The sequence below is a fragment of the Spirosoma areae genome, assembly GCF_054781775.1.
Window position 1 is genome coordinate 110,361 of the sequence record NZ_BAAGTT010000002.1, and the last position, 18,459, is coordinate 128,819.

12 protein-coding genes are annotated in these 18,459 nt (G+C 52.4%); 3 read left to right on the plus strand and 9 right to left on the minus strand.

Translation table 11 applies throughout. The annotated features are described in order from the left end of the window. Position 1: 1 nt before the first annotated feature. Positions 2 to 847, minus strand: coding sequence for a prolipoprotein diacylglyceryl transferase (gene lgt / locus ACYVI1_RS01385; protein ID WP_460905920.1), 846 nt, complete (start codon positions 845 to 847; stop codon positions 2 to 4). A gap of 154 nt (positions 848 to 1,001) precedes the next feature. Between lgt and yidD the strand changes: the two genes are divergently transcribed. From yidD to ACYVI1_RS01400, 3 genes are all read left to right on the plus strand, one after another. Then, positions 1,002 to 1,214 carry a membrane protein insertion efficiency factor YidD gene (gene yidD / locus ACYVI1_RS01390; RefSeq protein WP_460905922.1) on the plus strand — a complete coding sequence of 71 codons (213 nt, stop codon included), beginning with the start codon at positions 1,002 to 1,004 and terminating at the stop codon, positions 1,212 to 1,214. Positions 1,215 to 1,312: 98 nt separating this feature from the next. Next, positions 1,313 to 1,687, plus strand: a complete 375-nt coding sequence (locus tag ACYVI1_RS01395) for a co-chaperone GroES (RefSeq protein WP_460905924.1) — start codon at positions 1,313 to 1,315, stop codon at positions 1,685 to 1,687. Between the two features lie 28 nt (positions 1,688 to 1,715). Beyond that, positions 1,716 to 2,153, plus strand: a complete 438-nt coding sequence (locus ACYVI1_RS01400) for a DUF4174 domain-containing protein (protein ID WP_460905926.1) — start codon at positions 1,716 to 1,718, stop codon at positions 2,151 to 2,153. A 67-nt stretch (positions 2,154 to 2,220) separates the two neighbouring features. On the opposite strand, the gene ACYVI1_RS01405 is transcribed toward ACYVI1_RS01400, so the two are convergent. The 8 genes from ACYVI1_RS01405 to ACYVI1_RS01440 form a co-directional block, all read right to left on the minus strand. After that, positions 2,221 to 3,537 (minus strand): gluconate:H+ symporter, encoded by a 1,317-nt coding sequence (locus tag ACYVI1_RS01405; protein ID WP_460905928.1) that lies wholly within the window; start codon positions 3,535 to 3,537, stop codon positions 2,221 to 2,223. A 14-nt stretch (positions 3,538 to 3,551) separates the two neighbouring features. Next, positions 3,552 to 4,835 carry an McrC family protein gene (locus tag ACYVI1_RS01410; protein ID WP_460905930.1) on the minus strand — a complete coding sequence of 428 codons (1,284 nt, stop codon included), beginning with the start codon at positions 4,833 to 4,835 and terminating at the stop codon, positions 3,552 to 3,554. A 68-nt stretch (positions 4,836 to 4,903) separates the two neighbouring features. Beyond that, complete coding sequence (locus tag ACYVI1_RS01415; RefSeq protein ID WP_460905932.1) at positions 4,904 to 8,356, minus strand: VCBS repeat-containing protein; 3,453 nt, start codon at positions 8,354 to 8,356, stop codon at positions 4,904 to 4,906. A gap of 37 nt (positions 8,357 to 8,393) precedes the next feature. Further along, entirely contained in the window at positions 8,394 to 9,116 is a 723-nt protein-coding gene (locus ACYVI1_RS01420; RefSeq protein WP_460905934.1) for a hypothetical protein, read from the minus strand. An 87-nt stretch (positions 9,117 to 9,203) separates the two neighbouring features. After that, on the minus strand, positions 9,204 to 11,051 hold the full coding sequence (locus ACYVI1_RS01425; protein ID WP_460905936.1) for a RagB/SusD family nutrient uptake outer membrane protein: 1,848 nt from the start codon (positions 11,049 to 11,051) through the stop codon (positions 9,204 to 9,206). Between the two features lie 18 nt (positions 11,052 to 11,069). Continuing rightward, entirely contained in the window at positions 11,070 to 14,351 is a 3,282-nt protein-coding gene (locus tag ACYVI1_RS01430) for a SusC/RagA family TonB-linked outer membrane protein (RefSeq protein WP_460905938.1), read from the minus strand. Between the two features lie 332 nt (positions 14,352 to 14,683). After that, a complete protein-coding gene (gene recG, locus ACYVI1_RS01435; RefSeq protein WP_460905940.1) occupies positions 14,684 to 16,792 on the minus strand; it encodes an ATP-dependent DNA helicase RecG in 2,109 nt (702 codons plus the stop codon). Between the two features lie 123 nt (positions 16,793 to 16,915). Further along, positions 16,916 to 18,346, minus strand: a complete 1,431-nt coding sequence (locus ACYVI1_RS01440) for a DUF5723 family protein (protein WP_460905942.1) — start codon at positions 18,344 to 18,346, stop codon at positions 16,916 to 16,918. Between the last annotated feature and the right edge of the window lie 113 nt (positions 18,347 to 18,459).

The window sequence follows — 18,459 nt, forward strand, 5'->3', positions numbered from 1 at the left end:
GCTACGATTCAATCGCTTTTGACTCTTCTGAGGTGGGCACCGGAATTGGCTTCCTGTAGCTGAGAACGACAAAATAAATGCCCATCAATACGGCCGGAATGCTCAGCCACTGCCCCATATTCAGCGGAAGATTATTCTCGAATGCAACCTGATTTTCTTTCAGGTATTCGTAGAAGAACCGCAGGCCAAACACCCAGATCAGGAAAATTCCGAGCATACTACCCCGCGGGGTGCGCGCTTTGTAGCGATCCCAGAACCAGAGTAGTCCAAAAAACAGGATCAAGCACGAGATCGACTCATACAATTGTGCGGGATGGCGCGGAATTTTTTCGTATTCATTATTATTCATAAACACAAAGGCCCAGGGCACATCTGTTGGGCGACCAACAATCTCCGAGTTCATCAGGTTGCCGAAACGGATACAGGCTCCCGCCAGGGCAACCACAATCACAATGCGGTCTGTCACCCACAAAAATGTCTGGTTGGTTAACTGACTTTGCTTCCGGCGCGAATACAGCCAAAGGCCCGTCAGAATGCCAATCGTGGCGCCATGACTGGCCAGCCCGGCAAAGGGGGGAGTGATAACCGTGAGGGGATTACGAAGCAGCACTTCGGGTTCGTAGAACAGAAAATGGCCAATGCGGGCGCCCAGAATTGTGGCCACGACCATGTAAATCAGCAGGGTGTCCGTATCCGCAACAGGCTTATTTTCTTTCTTGAAAATGTAGCCCATAATCTGCATTCCGATTAGAAAACCCAGGGCAAACAGTAATCCGTACCAACGCACAGAGAATGAGCCAATGTGAAAAATTTCAGGATTTACTTCCCAAATAATGTATTGTAACATGCTCAAATAAGTTTCTGGTTTCACGTTTCAGGTCCAAACCTGCTTCATCTAGTTGAAACAGGGAACGTTGAACCTGAAACCTGACACGAACAACGTTCGTGAGCAAAGATACGTATTGCGGGAAAGTTTTCAGGTATTTTGGTGTTTTGCCTACATGACGAAGCTAATTCTGATTGGCCTGGTTCGTGCGTATCAGGCCATTGTGTCACCTTATTTTCCGAACGCCTGTCGCTACACGCCCACCTGTTCGCAGTACACCATCGAAGCAATTCGCAAATACGGAGCCTTACGGGGCGGGTGGCTGGGTCTGAAGCGCATTGGCCGCTGCCATCCGTGGGGCGGGCACGGCTACGATCCCGTACCGTAAATACAGTCAATAGTGTTCGTTGTCCGTCGGTGGCGGTCAGCAACTATGCCATTTTGACTTGCTTACATAGCTTGCCCGATTTTTGCCTACCGATTAGTATGCTTGGAATAACTGCCGATAATAAATTTAAACGCCTGATTGTCGTAGGCGACCGGGTACTCATTAAGCCGAAAGACCCATCTGACCGCACATCCAGCGGGCTGTATTTGCCGCCCACTGTTCAGGAAAAAGAACAAGTGCAGTCAGGATACGTTATTAAGGTTGGTCCCGGCTATCCAATTCCGTCGCCAATGGATGACGAACCCTGGAAAGAAACCGAAGAAAAAGTGAAATACATGCCGCTTCAGGCTCAGGAGGGCGATGTTGCACTTTATCTGCAACGAAACGCCATTGAGGTGCAATATGAAGGCGAACAGTATGTCATTGTGCCGCAGGCGTCGATTCTGATGCTGGAGCGGATAGAGGATTTATAAGTAACACGGTCACCTGAGCCGAAACACTATGCATCGTCGTTGGTTCCTATCTCTGATAGCCCTGCTAATGGGGCTTGCTCTTGTTATGGAAAGTGTAGCGAACCAGAAAAAATCGCTCAAAGCGATATTGAATGAAAAAAAAGACCATCGGCGGGTGTTGCTGATTTATTGCCGCGATGATGCTCAGCAATACACCATTAATCAGCAGGAAGCCCTGACTAAAGAAAGAGCTGGGCTGGCAGAGCGCGATCTGGACGTCATTGTACTGATCGCATCCGAAGTATCGGAGCCGGACCGCCAGTTTCTTATGCACGACTATAAATTAAAGCCGGCCGATGCGTTTGTGGGGTGGCTTATTGGAAAAGATGGCGGTGTTAAACATACCTACCAAAAGCCGGTCGATCCCAAAGACCTGTTCCAACTCGTTGACAGTATGCCGATGCGTAAACAGGAAATAAAAAATTAATCAAAAGGGCTAAACATGGTAGTATAAAACGGGTAAGAGTCTGCTAATTAGCAGACTCTTACCCGTTTTATACTACCATGTTTAAGGCCAGTACGCCAAACAGGCCAATAATCGATACAATCGTTTCCATCAGCGACCAGGTTCGGATGGTTTGCCCAATGGTGAGGTTGAAATACTCTTTAAAGAGCCAGAATCCCCCGTCGTTGATGTGCGAAAACATCAGGCTCCCGGAGCCGATGGCCAGCACCATCAATTCCGGCTTTATGGCCTGCGATTGCACTAAAGGCAGAATGATACCCACCGTTGTCAAACCGGCAACCGTTGCCGAACCCACGCATACCCGAATGAAGGCGGCCATACCCCAGGCCAGCAGTAAGGGCGGAATGGCTACGTCGGCCAGTAAACTACCAATGTATTTACTGGTGCCGCTATCCGTGAAAACCTGCTTGAGCGCACCCGCCCCAGCAATGACCAGCAGAATCGGGGCAATCGCTTTCACGGCTTCCTCCATGTCTTTGGTAATGGCCTTTACCGGCTGCCCCTGCCGGATACCCAGTGCATACATGGCGGTCAGGACCGACACCAGCATACCGATATAGGGTTCGGCCAGCAACGTAACGATGGTTTTTAGAGGTGATTCGCCGGGCATTGCATTTTTTAGGGGGCCGAAGGTGGTTAGCAGCAGTACCGGCAGCAGGGCCACAAAAAAGCTGACGCCCGCTCCCGGCAAATCATGGTCGGGCACCTCCCGAATGTTGAATAATGCTTTGTTAGGCGTCGCCTTGATATGTATGAGGGTTTTGCCAAATAGCGGTCCGGCAACAATGATGGCCGGAATGGCCACAATGATGCCGTAGAGTAGCGTTTGCCCGATGTTGGCGTTGAGCTGACTGGCCACTGCCGAGGGGGATGGGTGAGGGGGCAAATAGCCGTGTGCGACCGACAAAGCCGATAGCATAGGCACCGCCACCGACATGAGCGGCAAGCGTGACGAAGCCGCAATGGTAAAAATCAGGGGAACAACGATGATGAACCCGGCATTGTAAAACAGCGGAATGCCAATCACAAAGCCCGCTAAGGCCAGCCCCCAGCGGATATTTTTGATACCGAACCAACCAATCAGAACATTGGTAATGCGCCGGGCCGCCCCGCTTTCGGCCACCAATCGGCCCAGCATGGCGCCAAAACCAATAATTAATACCAGTTCACCGAGGGTGCCGCCAATACCCGTCTGAATGGATTTACCCACGTCTACCACGCCCATACCCGACGCCAAACCAATGCCGAGGGAAACGATGACAAATGAAATAAACGTATCTAAACGAACATAGGCGACCAAAAAAACAAGCGTCAGAATACCGATTAAGGTCAGGAGAAGGGGCATGACGGTAGGTGCGTTTAAAACGACAAAGCGTAAGTAACTAATTTTTCTACTTCATTCGCCAGCGAATTGGTTACGTCGAACGGCACAACGTGCAGGCGGGTCGTGGCGTCATAGCCAAAGACGGCAAGCGGCTGCCGGAACCGTTCGTTGGCCGGGTAAATCAGGAATAAGTCGCTGGCTGCGTACTTCTTGCCGTAGGCATAAAGCTGGTACAAATCAGCCTGCTCAATGCCATAATTGGCTGTCGATGGGGTCTCGTCCGACTTCTGACCGTCTACCTGTTTCCATTTGGTATCAAGAACAAACAGCCTGTCGTTGTGCCGAATCAATATATCGGGACGAAGTTTAAATTTGGGCGCCCCAACGTGTTCGTCCACCAGATGCGTCGACGATTCCTGGATTGTTACCATACCCGCGTCGGGCCAGTATGTCCGGATGCCGTGGGCAACGTATTCTTCAAACACGCGTTCCATTGGAAACAGCAGCGATAAACTCCCCACCCGGCCTGGTCTAACGCCGAAACCCTGTTCCGTGAGCAGGGCTTCGGCCCAGCGCAGCGCCGGTTCGTAGCGGGTAAACAGGCGGCTGGCCCGCCGGCTGGCACTCAGATCGTCAGGCACGGATTCGGCCACGGGCACTTCATCTAAAACGGCCAGAAACCGCTGAATCCGGCGTTGGCTGGCCAGACTGCCCGTCCGTTGATTCAACTGCACTAACGTCGTTTTCAGAATGCGATTGGGGGGCACGTTGGGCGTAAGTGCATCATACACAACAGCCAGTCGTTCGGCATGATGGGCGTTTTCGCGTTGTTGGCGGGTCATCTGAAATTTACCTTTCCAGAACCGTTCGTTGCGTTCAACGGCAACATACGCCCGCTGAACTCCCTGCCGAAGCAGTGGCTCCAGCGTATCCAGAAAGGCTCTTACGAAAACTTCCCACAGCGGCAGGCGGACAGCCTCTGTATGAGCCGACGTGAGGGTTCGGAAGGGGCTGTGGCGTACCTGCCGAAGCATCGTGAGCAGCAACGACCGGGCATTTGCAGGCTGCTCAATTTTGGGGAGAATTTCGAGATGTATCCCGCCCCAAAGCGGCAGCAAACCAACGTAATTACGAATCCGAATCAGTTCCCGTCCTTTATACATGGTGAACGTCAACAGGACATCGGCCTGGTCTGATTCAAACGCGAACCGACGTAGTGTCTGGAAAACGTTTTCCGGCACCACGATTCCATCGGGTGGGGCTTCAGGCCACTGCCCGATGCTACCAATCAAGCCGTTTTCACGAACTGAGTATACCATTATTCATCGCCGGATTAAAACCCGGCGCAATTCATTGCCTGTGCGCCGGGTTTTAATCCGGCGATGAATTAATTAGACTCGTAAGCCCGCACCGTCTGTTGGTTGATGCCAAACAGAAGCGTGTTGCCGATGGATAAAACGCTCCGCACATCGCCCGTGATCTGAAACCCGGATTGTTGCTGCGGCACGGCCGAAAAGGCGCCCTTACCCTCGCCCCGGAGCAGCAGGCCGTAGTTTGCATCGGCCCGGCCAAAGCGGAGCCGGGTCTGGGTGGTGTTGCCACACAAGAGCAGGTCTTTGTGCCCATCTTTATTATAGTCTACCACCGTAATAGCGAAGACGGGCGAAATCTGGGCGGCAACCGGCAATGGTTTTTCGGTTAATTTACCCGCCGGTGTACTCACGAAGCAGGTTGTCTGTAACTGATTGGCCGTCAACTTTTTTGCATCAGCCAGTTCTTCCGGTCTGAATACGTCAGTCAGTGTCGCGTTGGCATAACTGTCGTAATTGGTGAAGCGGTGACGCAGCATCCCGACCTGATCCAACAGTTCATCGCGGGTGGCGTGGGGGTAGCTTTTGCCCTGTACGTACAGGCACAGAATCGGGTCGATTTTGCCGTTGTTATCGAAGTCTTTGTAGAGAAGTTCGGCGGGTTCGCGGTCGCTGGCACGGCACTGCGTATTCAGTCCCTGATTGCCAATAACCAGATCCGGCCGACCGTCGCCGTTCAGGTCATCCACCAGCAATTTATTCCACCAGCCCCGGTATTCTTTCTCAAAAAAGATTTTCGTCTGGTCAGTCAGTTGATTGTTGGACCAGCCCAGCACGGTCACAGGCATCCATTCGCCTACCACAACCAGCTCGGCCTTTTTATCGGCGTTAAGGTCAACCCAGGCTGCGTCGGTGACCATGCCCAGCGTCGAGAGCCCTGGCGCCAGTTTCGCGGTCTGGTCCGTAAACCGGCCAGTACCAGTATTCACGAGCAGAAAACTCTTCGGTGTTTCGGGGTAGCGGCCCGGCATTACCCGGCCACCCACAAACAAATCGGGCCGACCGTCGGCGTTGACATCGGCTACCCGGACACACCCACTACTGGTCTGCATCACGGGCAGTGCATCCGGACTTGTGCTGAAATTCCCTTTCCCGTCGTTCAGGTAGAGCCGATCCCGCAAACGTGGGTCGCCGGTCGTTAAATCGCCATAGCCGCCACTGCATACGTACAGGTCAGGAAACCCGTCGGCGTTGGCATCGAAGAAAACAGCATCGGTATTATTGCTGGCTTTATCAGCGTCAAAAGCAGCCTGCGCCCGTCGACTGAACTGCCCCGGCGCTTGCTGAATGAATAAAACGCCAGCCTGTCCGCTGCTTCCGCCCACAAATACATCCTCGCGGCCATCGCCGTTCACGTCGGCTTTGGCCATGCACGGCCCCCCAAACGACTGAGCATTCACCAACTGCGACTGCCGCTTGAAATCATTCGTTTTGTTAACAGGATCGGCAAAGGCCACCGGTGTTTTAACCTCCCGAAAGAGCGCGGGTGCCCCTGTTGGAGCGCGATAGGTCAATTGGGCCTCTTTTTCCTGAACGGTCAGCATCTGATCAGCTTTCACACTCGCCAGCAGTTGCTGTTTTCCCGTTGGCCAAACAATTCGCAATGAATCAATTACGGAGTCGGCTCCTAACCCAAAATGCAGACGGGGCGACATGCCCGACTGATACCCGCGCGTTGGCATCTGTTCGACATACTGCTGTTTATTCTTTTGGTAGATTGTCACTTTTGCGCCTATACCCTGCGTATTTGGCTGATTACCCACTAATTTAACCGACAGGTAATGGTGTTTGCGCTCCTTATTGGTTTCGTTCCGGAAGATGAAAGCAGACTGGTTGGTATTGTTGACCACCAAATCCAGGTCGCCATCGTTGTCTAAGTCAGCGTAGGCGGCTCCGGTACTGTTGGAAGTCTGCGTCAGCCCCCAGGCAGCCCCGACGTTGGCAAACGCAATTCCGTCCGGCCGTAGCGACGGACCGGTAGATTCGCCCGAGGTTTCTCCTCCCCGATTACGAAACATATAATTCATGACGTTCGAGGAGGGTATTTTATGCACGAGTTCCAGGACGTCTTCCCGCTGAAAGTTGGCCGGGCGGTTCTGCATGTAGTCGGTCATGTACTTCAAAAAATCCTGATTGGTGTAGTCGCGGACGTAGCCGTTTGTCACGTACAGGTCTTTCCAGCCATCGTTGTCATAGTCGGCCAGCAAGGGCGACCAACTCCAGTCGGTATTCGAGATGCCGGCTATTTGGCCTACTTCGGAAAAGAGGGGCAGGGTGCGCGGGGCGAGGTTCGTGGAAGTACCCCTACCCCCCGCTCCCTGCTCCACGCTCCACGCTCCCTCATTCAATTGCAACATGTTCCGCATATGCTGATAATGAAAGCCCGAGGCTACGGCCAGATCATATTTTTCGTAATTGTCGGGGGCCATCAGCAGTTTCTGCCGCCGGTTGTCTTCGGGCAGCATATCGAGCGTCATGATGTCGGGAAGGGCATCGTTGTTAACATCGGCTACATCGTTGCCCATCGAGAACTGCGACGTGTGGCGGATACTGGTCTTTAGCTGGTTGGTGAATGTGCCATTGCCGTTGTTGATGTAGAGATAATCCGGAATCGTATAGTCATTGGAAATATACAGGTCGGGCCAGCCATCGCCGTTCAGGTCAGAGACGCCCAGGCCCAGCCCGTAACTCAGCACCGAACTGCTCAGTCCCGACCGCTCTGTTACGTCGTTGAAATAGCTGCCGGTGTTCTGTAACAGCCGCACACCAATTTCCGGATTGCTTTGTTGCAGGAGGGCCGACGTGGGTCCGGGGTCGAGCACGGGCAACAGACGAGGGTTATGATTCAGCAGAAACAAGTCCAGGTCGCCATCACGGTCGTAGTCGAAAAACGTGCCCTGCGTTGTCTGGCCGGGTCTGTCTAAACCCCATTGCGTGGTTTGCTCTGAAAAGTGAGGAACCCCCTGAGCGTCGGGGCCATCGTTGATAAACAATTGAGGAATGCGTTTGTGGGGGGGTAAACTACCTGAATAGCAAAGGAATAAATCAAGTCGTCCGTCGCCGTTGACATCGGCCATCGACACGCCCGTTCGCCAGGGTCCTTCGCGCCCGGCCACGCCCGCAGCGGCTGTTACGTCGGCAAATTTCATGCCGCCCTTGTTGAGGTAAAGCTGGTTGGGCACCATGTTGCCGCTGAAGTAGATATCCTCGAAACCATCGTCGTTCAGATCGCCCACGGCCACGCCCCCACCGTTGTAGAAATACTCATACATCAACACGTTGGTGTTCAGCCCCTCGGTCAGGTTGTTGGCGAACGAAACGCCGGTTTGTTCGGGCGAGAGTGAGGTAAAAAGTGGAGACCCTGTAGCAGACGTGTTCTGCTGGTCGGAGGCCCCCTCCCGACAACCACTGGCAAACCAACACATCGTTAGCACCAACCAGCTATGGATACCCGGTAAAGATAACGTCATAAAAACCAGAATGAATAAAAGGCAATCATGGGTAAATTTAAGGCAATTCACTGCAATACCTGAGCAGTTTTTTCAGGTCGTCTATCTGCTTAAAATCAACCGGTTCCCGAGCCAGGTATGCGGTTACCTGTTCGCGATGTTTGCCGAACAGTTTCACGACAGCGGCCCGGTTAGCGGGGTAAGAACGGCCATTTTGATCAATAAGAAAATACGTTCTATCCTTTATCAACAGAAGATCACCTTTCGCGTCGAGCCTATTTACCGAGGTGCTGCCCGACGAGTATGATTGATACTCCCGAATGGATGACGTTCCCGTCGATTGCTCATAGCCGCCCTGTCTCTCGCTCCTCGCCATTTTCAAGCCTTGTTTTATCGCTAAGTTCACGGTACTGTACTCGGCCATTATCTCCAGATACCCATTTTTTGGGTCGTACCAGAACACATTCTCCGGCGACGTTGCTCCGCCAATACTAACCAGCCGAACAACGGGTTCACTGGCTAAGGCCAGCGTATCGCCCGAAGAATCAATAAACTGCATCTCGCCCAGCAGAATGTTGTAGTTGAACAGAGCCGCAGCCACCGTTTTGTTCTGGTACAGTAGCTTACCGGGCTGAAACTGATTATACCGGTATCGTTTCGTAAAAGGAACGGCTTTTTCGCCACCAACGCCACCTTTTATTCGAATTACGTCGGGCGCCTGTGCCAGAACGGCACAAGCAGACGCGAATCCCATTCCTACAATAAACAGCATCGTCTTCATAACACAAAAACGAATGGTTACCAAAAAGCTGATGCCAGCGCATCGTTACGCTGGCATCAGTGTCATTACAAACTAAAACCGATTTACTTAATAACCCGGATTCTGAACCAGTTTATTGTTCCGGTTGATCTCATCCCGGCTAATGGGCAGGAAGTAGACTTTATCGTCCCACTTCCGGTTCTCCTTACCTGTTCCCAAGTCCTGCACTTTATACGTATAATCGTAGTTTTCTTTACTGTACTTATACGTCGTGACGGACTTACCTGGTTTGAGTTTACCGGTAATAATGACGATTTGCGCCTGTTTGCCAAACACAACCGGGGCAATCATCCAGCGACGGGCATCATAGAACCGTTGTTCTTCAAACAGCATTTCGATATTGCGTTCGTTTTGATACCGCGCCATCAGAGCTGCGCCCGATTCGGTGAGCGCGGGCATACCCACCCGGAACCGAACGGCATTGATCCATTTTTTGGCTTCGGCATCCTGCCCCAGCATCATACAGGCTTCGGCATAGTTGAAGACCACCTCCGTAAACCGAATCTGAACCGATGGCACTTCCTGACGGGTATTCTGATCTACCAGCCCTGGGTCGGGGTCCATAAATTTCCGGATTCCGTAGCCTGTCCAGGTACCATTCCAGTTTTCGATGGAGCTATTGCGCGTATCTAAACCCGAATATTTCGTGGGAGCAGCCGAGCTACCCACTTCATATTCACCCATTTGAATCTGACCAACGGGGTCGATACCGGCTCCATCGGGTGTGCGGGGTTTCCATGGAGCGCCATCATACAGGATAGAGACATAGAAACGCGGATCACGATTTTCATAGGGAGCTGCTGCGTGGGCAGGGTTACTCCAGTTGAATTTCGTGCCATCCATCATTTCATAATTGTCGACCAGATTCTGCGTTGGCTCACTCGATGTCCAGCCATGATAGCCATTTGGCATGTTATTACGCGGATACCAGGAAGCCCAGTCATCGAACGAAGCCCGAATGTTATATTTCAGGAAGATCCCATCGGCTTCGCCCCCATTGCGGGAAAGAAAGAGATTGACATAGTTCTGCTGTCCTTCGGCGGGCGTAACGGGCGCGGTCAGATTCAGTTTGTAGCCATACTGGTTAAGGTCCATTACGACTTTGGCTGCATCTTTGGCTTTCTGCCAGCGGGCCGCCCGGTCGCCACTGACATAACCCAGTAGCTCAGGTTTGCTGAAGCTGGCAATGACCGTCGACTTAGCCTTGGCAGTCGGAATATCGTGCAGATCGCTGGCGGCATACAGCAGCACGCGGGCCTTCAGGGCCAAAGCTGCGCCTACAGTAGCGCGTCCACTGGCTAACGTCTTGCCTTTGAGCAGAATGGCGGACGAATCCAGGTCACTTACAATCGCGTTTACACACTCTTCATAGGTGTTCCGGGCGACGGTAAACTCAGCTTCATTCAGCGAGTAGGGCGTTTTGATAATTGGAATCCCACCGTAGTAGCGCAACAGTTGCTGATAAAAATAAGCCCGCATAAAATACATTTCGCCTTTCATCCGGTCGGCAATCGTGGCATTGTCAAATTTAGGCTTCGCCAGGTTCGCCAGGGCAATATTAGCGGCCCGAATGCGGGCATACATGGCGCTCCACTCCGTCATGACCGGAATTGTCCCTAAGTTCGAGGGGCTAACGTTCGCTTCGTTTACATCCTGCTTACCGAAACTATACAAGGCGTTGTCGGTTTGGCAGTCGAAATTCATCTGGCTCAGAATGCCGTCGCGCAGGCCATTATAGACATCTGTCACGAACGCTTCCGACAGCGCCTGGTCAGACCAGACCGCATCTGCCGACACTTTATCGAGCGGTTTCGTATCCAGAAAATCACTGTTACAGGCTACCATCGTTACACCCAGCAACAGGCCGAATGATAGACACTTGACGATATAGTTCATACTTTTCTGATTGATCGTTTAGAAACTTAAAGACAAACCCGTGTTGATGATTCGCGCCTGTGGATAATACTGGGCACTTCCACTGAGCGACTCTGGATCGAACAGACCTTTCATGGCAGGCGCATACGTTGCTAAATTAAGTCCGTTCACATAAACCCGCAGGTTATTCAGGCCAACTTTATTGGCAATGGTGGCGGGCAGGGTATAACCCAGCTCTACGTTCTTCAGGCGGACGTAATCGGTGCTCTTCAGCCAGTAGGTAGTTCCATTGTTGAAATACTGATTATTGCGGTCAACAATGCGTGGGTCGACCGTGCTGGGATTATCGACTGTCCAGCGGTGATCGAAACTCCATTTCAGGAAGTTACCAATCGTACCTGACTCGGTCTGGAGGTAAATTTGTCCGCCAGTCGATGCCTGGATCAGCACGGTGAAGTCGAAGTTTTTCCAGCGCAGGTTGCCGTTGAAACCACCCTGAAAACGGGGCTGGTTGTTGCGGTCGGCCCGTACCCGGTCTTCGCCGTTGATTTTTCCATCGCCGTTAATATCTTTGAGTTTCATGTCGCCAGGACGGAGCAGGCTGGCCCCTACACCACTGTAATCCAGCTTATTGGCATCAATGTCGGCCTGCGTCGAGAAAATACCATCGTACTGATAGAGGAGCGTACCGTTGGCCTGGTTCGGATCGTTGACGTTACTCGGAATCGGCTTACCGGTCGAACGCTGCCACTCTGGAGCGCCCGGCGTTTCGTCCCAGAACGTAATTTCGTTCTTAGCGTAACCACCGTTGACACTCACGCTATATTTCAGATCACCGGCCTGACCGTTGTAGCCGACGTTGAATTCGTAGCCCCGGTTAGTCACCCGACCGATGTTCGTAGCGGGCAGGGTAGCGCCGGTCGTCTGCGGGATAGACGCACTCTTGCGCCACAGGATATTCGACCGCTTGTTCTGGAAAACGTCGAACTCGAAGAAAATCTTTCCGTTCAGGACTGATCCTTCCAAACCAATGTCGGCATTGTTGGCAACCTCCCAGGTCAGCGTTGTATTGGGAACGCCGTTTTCGTAGAGTGTCTGTGCGACCTGATTCCCTACTACGTAGCCCCAGTTGGCGTTTGCTGCATCGCCATAGGCATAGGTCGGCAGGTAATCATACTCACGCAGCACATCGTTGAAATATACCTGGTCGTTTCCTAACTGACCCCACGATGCCCGTAGTTTAAGTGAGCTGATGGCTGGCAGATTTTTCTTGAAGAAATTTTCCTCCGAAATACGCCAGCCCGCCGATACGCCGGGGAAGAAACCCCACCGGCTTGCTGCCGGGAACATGTACGAACCGTCGTATCGCCACAGGAATTCAGCGAGGTATTTTTCTTTATAATTATACCCGGCACGACCAAAGTAGCTCATCCGGGCGCGTTCCCAGGCAGCGGTTGTGTTGCTGTTTTTCTCGGCGCTACCTCCCGCAAACAACTGGTCGATGGCAGTAGAGGCAAAATACCGGCGGAAACCTGAGAACCCGGCTGAGTTTGACTGCTCTTTCGTAATACCCGCCAGCAGGGTGACCGCATGATCGCCCCCGAATGTATGGTCGTAACTCAGAATACCGGACAGCAGCGAGTTAAGCTGATCGTTCGTGTACTGATTGAGGCTTGCCTGAGCGGGTCCTTTCGCAACGCGCTGGAGAAGGGGCTGCTTGTTGGCATCATAGGACGTATAATCCCAGCTATAAACGTACCAGGGCGTTTGCCACCGTTTGCCTTGCTGTATGTATTTATCCAGTGCTACGCTACCGCTAAACTTCAAACCCGGAATCCAGGGGTTGGTGATGTTGACGCTGGCATTACTTTGCAGATAATAGCGGGTATCCTTATCGTAACCCGTTGCACTGGTGGTAACCAGAACGGGCTGCTCACCGTTCTCAATATCGGGTGCAGGTTGCCCAGTCGGCCAGAAAGCCGGTTTGTTGGGATAGCCGCGCATCAGCATCCGGAAAATGGAACCCGCCCCGACCGTTGGGAAAAACCGATTTTCCTGACGACCAACTACGCCAATAACCGTGCTGATGTGCTTACTGATCTTCGCGTCTAAGTTCAGCCGGAAGTCATACTGTTTATAACCCGTTGCTGAATTCTTGTAGTAAGCGTCCTGGTTCTGGTAGTTGACCGATGTCAGGTATTTAACGTTTTCGTTACCACCTACCAATTGCAGGGTATGACGTGACTGCGGTGACCAGGGCTTCAGGGCATCGCTAAACCAATCCGTACTGGGGTGTGCCCAGGGGTCCGAACCATCCTGAAACTTCTTGATGTCGTCCGGCGTAAAGGCAGCTTTGGCTATTGCTCCGTTATCCGGCCGGGTGTAGGTACCCGTGGTGTTGAAAGCGGTATTAGCCTCTTTCCAGTACTGCGAGGGCAGGTTATACAGGTTGATTTCATTGTTCAACTGGGCATACTCAGCCGCCGACGACATTTTAGGTATAACGGTTGGCTGCCCAAACCCCTGATTGAAACTATAGGACAGTTCCGGCTTACCCGTTTTGCCCCGCTTGGTCGTTACCAGAATAACTCCGTTGGCAGCCCGCGAACCATAAATAGCTGCTGAGGCATCTTTCAGCACGGAGATGCTTTCGATGTCAGCCGGATTCAGACGGTCGAGCCCCCCGGCCCGGGCCGGTACGCCGTCAATAACAATCAGCGCGTCGTTGTTTCCAAGCGTGTTGGAGCCACGAATTCGAATGGCCGATCCATCATACCCCGGTTCGCCGGAGCGGTTAGTGGCAATAACGCCTGGCATCCGACCCGCAATGGAGTTGGTCAGGTTTACCGCCGGTGATTTGACTAATTCTGTTCCTTTCACCGAGGCCACAGAACCCGTCACGGTTTCTTTCTTCTGCTCACCATACCCAACCACAATGACTTCGTTCAACATTTTATCGTCTCCAGCCAACGTGATGTTAATCTGCTCCCGGTTGCTGATAGCTACCTCCTGGCTGCTAAAGCCAATGTAGGAAAACACCAGCGTAGCCGTTTTGCTGGGCACGTTCAGCGTATAATCGCCCTGTGCCGATGAGACGGTACCCGTTGTTGTTCCTTTGACCACGATACTTACACCAGGCAAACCCTGTCCTTGCTGGTCGATTACTTTCCCCGTAACCCGCGATTGGGCCATTGCGCCAACGGAGCAAAACAGACTGAGTAGCAGCAGGCAAAATGCGTTTCGTCGGGAGCGATTTGCCCTTGCCCGGAAGGTGCCCGCCCGTATGTTGCGGACCTTCTGGTTCGTACATTGTTTTTGCATAAGCTTAATTGTGTTTAGGATAACGTATATTAAAGTTGCGAAGCTAAGTGTTTTTACTTATTTAATTTTACCAAGAATTAACTTTATTTTAACGATACATACGACAGAAGATGTATTTGTCCGACGGTTTAACAAAACTTATACAGTATACAGGGATATAAATCAATAGGCAAAAAATAAATTTTAATATACAAAAGATTGTGTTTGTTTATAATTGCCACAAACAAGCCACTATTTAGGATACTAAATTCATCAGATTTCATTTTACGGGTCTTTTCAGTAGCATATATTACCAATATACTATTAACGGATACATTTCGCCATATAGGTAACTAACTAATCCGTCCCCAGTTGCTGTCGGTCTGTTTGAGGCTATCGACATGGTTGCGGATGGGCGCGTGCTGGGGCAGCACGAGTTCGGGGTCTTCGGTCAGAATCGCCTGCGCCGACTCGCGGGCGGCTGTCAGGATAGCACCGTCTTTGGCTAAGTCGGCAATCATCAAATCCATGACGCCACTTTGCTGCGTACCGGTCAGGTCGCCGGGGCCGCGCAGTTGCAGGTCTACGTCGGCAATCTCGAAGCCGTTGTTGGTTCGCACCATCGTTTCGAGCCGGGTGCGGGTGTCGCTGCTGAGTTTGTAGCCGGTCATCATCACGCAGTACGACTGGTCGGCCCCCCGCCCTACCCGACCGCGCAACTGGTGCAACTGCGACAAGCCAAATCGCTCGGCGCTTTCAATGACCATAACGCTGGCGTTCGGCACGTTCACGCCCACTTCAATCACCGTTGTGGCCACCAGGATATGGGTTTCCTGCTTCAAAAACCGCTTCATCTCGTCGTCTTTTTCGTAGGGCAGCATTTTCCCGTGCAGCATCCCGACTTCAAATTTGGGACGCGGAAACGCCCGTTGCATACTCTCGAAACCGTCCATGAGGTCTTTGTAATCCAGCTTTTCGGACTCTTCGATGAGCGGATAGACTACGTACACCTGCCGCCCTAATTCAATCTGCTGCCGCATGAAGCCAAACACTTCCGAACGGTGCTTGTCGTATTTATGCACCGTTTTGATGGGCTTCCGGCCTTTCGGCAGCTCGTCAATAACTGACACATCAAGGTTTCCATAAAGCGTCATGGCCAGAGTGCGTGGTATGGGCGTGGCCGTCATGACCAGAATGTGCGGGGGCACAACCTCATTTTTGCGCCAGAGTTTGGCCCGTTGCGCTACCCCGAAGCGGTGCTGTTCGTCAATGATACACAGGCCGAGGTTTTTGTATTGCACCACATCTTCGAGCAGGGCGTGCGTGCCGACCAGAATATGCATCTTGCCGGATTGCAGTTCCTCATGCAGCACGAGCCGGCGTTTCTTGTTGGTTGAGCCGGTCAGGATACCGAGGTTCAGGCCCATCGCATCGGCAAAGGGTTTGAGACCGTTATAATGCTGGTCGGCCAGAATTTCGGTGGGGGCCATAAAGCAGGCCTGGGCACCGTTGCCAATCGCCATCAGGCAGGCAATAAAGGCCACAATGGTTTTGCCGCTGCCCACGTCTCCCTGCAACAGCCGGTTCATCTGCTTGCCCGTCAGAAAATCGGCGTAGATTTCTTTGATAACGCGCTGTTGAGCGCCGGTCAGTTCAAAGGGCAGCAGTTCCTTATAAAAGTGCTTCATCAGGGAAGTATCCCGGAAAATCTGCCCCGGAAACTCTTCTTTCTGAATGAGTTTGTTCTTAATCAGCCGAAGTTGATTATAGAACAGTTCCTCGAATTTCAGCCGCCGAATAGCCTGTTTCAGCCAGCCCTGGTTCTGGGGCAGGTGAATGTTCCACATGGCCTCGCGCTTGCTGATGAGCCGGTACTGCTGCACGAGCGAATCGGGCAGGGTTTCGCGGATGTTCGGCCACGACTGTTCGAGCAGCATCCGCATCACTTTCCCAATGACTTTGCTGTCGAGATGGCGTTTGCGGAGTTTTTCGGTGAGGTTGTAGACCGGAAAAAAGCCGGGTTCGCTTTCCGAAGCAGTCGCCGTGTTTTCCAGTTCAGGATGAACGATGCTGAACAGGCCGTTGAACGACTGCGGCTTGCCATAGGCAATGTATTCGCCGTCGCGCCGGAGAATTTTCTCGATGTAGGTAACGCCCTGAAACCACACTAAACTCATGGAGCCGGTTGCATCGGCAAAGGTAGCGACCAGCCGTCTTTTAGGCCCTTCGCCCTCCATGTACCAGTCGCGGATTCGTCCGCGCACCTGCGCCGAGGGCATAGAGTCCATCAACTCGCTGATGGTGTAATAGCGCGTCCGGTCGTCGTAGCGAAACGGATAGTATTGAATCAGGTCGCCGTAGGTGAACAGGCCCAACTCTTTATTGAGCATTTCTGTCCGCTGCGGGCCTAATCCTTTCAGGTAGAGAAGCGGTGTATCAAAAAATGTAGCGTGTTCGGTCATAACAGACCCGGATATCCCGTTTATAGGCGAGATTTAACCAAAAATACGGATTTCTACTGAAAGTCAAGGGTGGTGAAGTGGTGAAGCCGTTGGGGTGAGTATATTCCTGCTTCACCGCTTTCATTACTCCACTGCTTCATTCACCCGCCCAATCCCAAAGGCGATCCCGGCGTAAATATCTAAACCACGCGGCTGGATACCGTTGGAATTATTTCCAAGCAACCCCAGAAAGTTTTCGGTTCCAAACCAGGCCGGACCAACGCGCACCGAGCCGCCCGCCGTCAGGCCCCCGTTCAGGTAGACAATGGGGACGGACAAACTGAGCCAGCGTGCATCATACCGGGGCGTTACGGCCAGTAGCGATGGTTGATGTACGGCCGTTGCCTGCACAGACCGAATATCCTGCAGATAGGTCAGGTTAACGCCAAATCCATTGGATAACTGGTAGTCGGCGGTTACGTTGAACGAAGTAGGCAAGCCCGCGCTAAACTTCTGGTTAGTGGGTGTACGCCCGGTGTTCAGCTTGTTTTGGATAACTTCAATGATGGCGCTGGTACCACTAAGGTTGTTAAAATCGCTGCCTCTAAACTGTACTGGATTGGTGCCGATGTTGGTGTAGGCATATTCTTCGCCTTTGTAGGTCATTCCGCCAATGTCAGCAATGGCTATGCCCAGCCGGAGGGCCGGGCTGTCAGCATCATACTGAGCCATATAGGTCAACCCAACATCAGCCCCAAGTCCCCGGCCCGGCGCCGATAAACTGAATAAGGTTCCCGGACTCAGGTTCTGGTTTCGCAGATAGGTGGAATACGCCAGGGTGGCATCTAACTTGTTAACTTCCAGAACCGCATTGCTGGCATTCCTGGGGTCCTGCACAATTTGATAATTCATGCCCCGATTAATCAGGTGTTGAGCATTGTAGCCCAGCAGAAACTTCGCCGTTGCGCCCAGCAGGAGTTTACGGCCTTCATTCTCCCATACAGTTCCGGCAAACGTCAATCCTAACTCAGCATAGGTGTTTGTGCTGGCGCTGAACTTGTTATCGTTGCTCGGAATGCTGTATAGAGCGCCGTCGTTCAGGCTCGCCCGAAGTGCCGACAGCAGCGTTTCCGAGGCCCCCACCACCTGCCCAATCGCCCGGAACCGGGTGGTTACGGCGAAAGCAGCGCGTGGACCGGTTTGCATCAAAAAGGAAGGGCCGCGCACTTCGCCCCAGATGGTGCCGTTTTTGGGTTTGCCATCCAGCATCTCGCGCGTATAGTCGCTGGCAAACCGAAGGGAGCCATCCGCACTTTTATATTGAGCCGGTACGTTCCCACTAATCAGGCGCAGGAGTGAAAACGGAGCCTGATAACGAACGTAATTGTTGTTCACATGGGCATTAGCTGTGGCAATATTCACATAAAGCTTAGACGGTGAATCGGCAGCAAAAGCGGGATTGATATACAGCCGGTTGGTACCGCCATAGTGACTGGTGGAAATACCCAGCATATTTTGGGCAACACTGACAGAAAAGACTGGCATAAACAGCCCCAGCAAAAGCAATTTCTTCATGAAGTGGATACGTAAATGGAAAAGCGTTCTGCAAAGAAAACGTAAATCCGCCACCGGGCTTGCCAATGACGGATTTATTTTCGCGGGGAGCCAGGTGCAGGGAGCGCGGAGCA

What these genes read in the sequence shown, in the direction of transcription:
- ACYVI1_RS01415 (WP_460905932.1), bottom strand. Translation starts at nt 8,356, where the DNA reads ATGACGTTATCTTTACCGGGTATCCATAGCTGGTTGGTGCTAACGATG.
- ACYVI1_RS01425 (WP_460905936.1), bottom strand. Translation starts at nt 11,051, where the DNA reads ATGAACTATATCGTCAAGTGTCTATCATTCGGCCTGTTGCTGGGTGTA.
- ACYVI1_RS01440 (WP_460905942.1), bottom strand. Translation starts at nt 18,346, where the DNA reads ATGAAGAAATTGCTTTTGCTGGGGCTGTTTATGCCAGTCTTTTCTGTC.
- lgt (WP_460905920.1), bottom strand. Translation starts at nt 847, where the DNA reads ATGTTACAATACATTATTTGGGAAGTAAATCCTGAAATTTTTCACATT.
- ACYVI1_RS01410 (WP_460905930.1), bottom strand. Translation starts at nt 4,835, where the DNA reads ATGGTATACTCAGTTCGTGAAAACGGCTTGATTGGTAGCATCGGGCAG.
- ACYVI1_RS01420 (WP_460905934.1), bottom strand. Translation starts at nt 9,116, where the DNA reads ATGAAGACGATGCTGTTTATTGTAGGAATGGGATTCGCGTCTGCTTGT.
- ACYVI1_RS01430 (WP_460905938.1), bottom strand. Translation starts at nt 14,351, where the DNA reads ATGCAAAAACAATGTACGAACCAGAAGGTCCGCAACATACGGGCGGGC.
- ACYVI1_RS01395 (WP_460905924.1), top strand. Translation starts at nt 1,313, where the DNA reads ATGCTTGGAATAACTGCCGATAATAAATTTAAACGCCTGATTGTCGTA.
- ACYVI1_RS01405 (WP_460905928.1), bottom strand. Translation starts at nt 3,537, where the DNA reads ATGCCCCTTCTCCTGACCTTAATCGGTATTCTGACGCTTGTTTTTTTG.
- ACYVI1_RS01400 (WP_460905926.1), top strand. Translation starts at nt 1,716, where the DNA reads ATGCATCGTCGTTGGTTCCTATCTCTGATAGCCCTGCTAATGGGGCTT.
- recG (WP_460905940.1), bottom strand. Translation starts at nt 16,792, where the DNA reads ATGACCGAACACGCTACATTTTTTGATACACCGCTTCTCTACCTGAAA.
- yidD (WP_460905922.1), top strand. Translation starts at nt 1,002, where the DNA reads ATGACGAAGCTAATTCTGATTGGCCTGGTTCGTGCGTATCAGGCCATT.